The sequence below is a fragment of the uncultured Campylobacter sp. genome (assembly GCF_938030785.1).
In the GTDB taxonomy this organism is placed as follows: Bacteria; Campylobacterota; Campylobacteria; order Campylobacterales; family Campylobacteraceae; genus Campylobacter_B.
Genome location: NZ_CALHIK010000197.1, coordinates 1 through 1,593, shown reverse-complemented (window position 1 = coordinate 1,593; position 1,593 = coordinate 1). Strand labels below are relative to the sequence as shown.

1 protein-coding gene is annotated in these 1,593 nt (G+C 52.0%); it reads left to right on the top strand.

Annotated features, from left to right (window positions below):
* The coding region (locus Q0438_RS10940) for a hypothetical protein (protein ID WP_299190838.1) at positions 1-1,589 on the top strand (1,589 nt) is incomplete at its 5' end.
* Positions 1,590-1,593: the final 4 nt, after the last annotated feature.

Sequence of the window (1,593 nt, the reverse complement as noted above, 5' to 3'; positions counted from 1 at the left end):
AAGCCAAGCAGCCAAATATGGGCTCTGCGCGCAAATCAAACCAAAGATCGGTCGGCGACATAGTTTCGGAGGCGACTGCGCAGGCGCAAAAAAATATCGCCGCTTCGGATGCTATCGCGCAGATTAATAAAGCCGCCAAAAAGGACGCGCAGGCAAAAGATGATCTCGCAAATTCCAACCGCTTCGGCAGCGAAAACTTAGAGGCCGCCGCAAAAAACGGCGAAAACGCCGCAGCTTCTTTAGGCGATGATTCAAATTTAGCGCAAAACGGAGGCGACAGGAGCGCTGCGATAAATTTTAACGATTCAGCAAATTCTGCGGCGCCTGCAGATAAAGACGCGGGCGAAAATTTGACGGCGAGACGAGATAATTCTTTAAATTCTGCGCACTCTACGCAAAATCTCGCGACTCCATCCGAGGAGAGCTCTTTAAATTTAGCGCAAAACGGAGCTGAGAAAAACGGCGCCGTATCCGGTAGCGGCGATATTTCGAGCGAGCCGCACGAAGAGGCTGCGCTGGGGTTTGTCGCGCAAAAGACGGTGGATTTTATGAAAAGTCTCAAAACGGCGTTTCGCGCAAGCAGCGAGCATGCAAGCGCAAGCACCATCCTATGGGTCTTGGCGCTTTCTTTTATATACGGCTTTTTCCACGCGGCGGGTCCGGGGCACGCGAAGCTGCTAACGGCGAGCTATTTCTTAGCCCATGGCGGCAGCTACGTCAAGGCCTTCGGTTTTGCGCTTAAAATCGGGCTTCTACACGTCTTGGGAGCGCTCGTTTTGGTAAGCGCGAGCATGTTCGTGCTGCAAAACGTCGCAGGGCTCGTCTCCACGAACTCAGCCTCGATCACTACGAAAATTTCGGCGCTTCTGATCATCGTCATTACGGCGCTCATCATCTACGACAAAGTTCGCCGCATAAGATCGGGCGCCCGCCACGATGCGAGCTGCTCCTGCGCCGCTTGCGCTTCCGTCGCAAAAACCGCAGATACAGACTCCCGCTTAAAAAATACGGCATTTACAAACGCCGGGGATTCCGTTCACGCAGCGTCAAAGAGCTATAAATTTTCTAAATTTAATATCCAAAGCGGCGAATCCGCGCAGTATTTGGATACCAAAAATTTAGGCGACGCCGCAACGGCAAAGCTAAATTTAGATTTAAATTTAAACGCGAATTTAGAAGAAAACTCGCCTAGCCAAAACGAGCAAAAAAAGGCCCTAAATTCTGCAAATTTCAGCAGTCAACCCCCATCTCGCTTGCCGCAAAATGGCGCGACCTACGGCGGCGAGAAAGGGCAAGAGTGGCTTATCGCGCTTGCGGCGGCGCTCGTGCCCTGCCCCGGCACGATCCTAATTTTCGTGCTTGCCTTCAGCCTCGGAAGCTTCGCGCTTAGCGTCGCAAGTGCGCTTTTCATCGGTTTTGGAATGAGCGTCGTGATATTTTTAGCCGCGCTTTTCGGCGCGAAAGCAAACGAGCTAAGCTCAAAGCGGCTCGTAAGCCTGAAGCTTTACGTCGAATTTTTGGGGCTTTTCGTGATGTTCGGGCTCGGGATTTTTATGTATTTCCTCTCAGACAACCTCAGGGTGCTGTGATCGC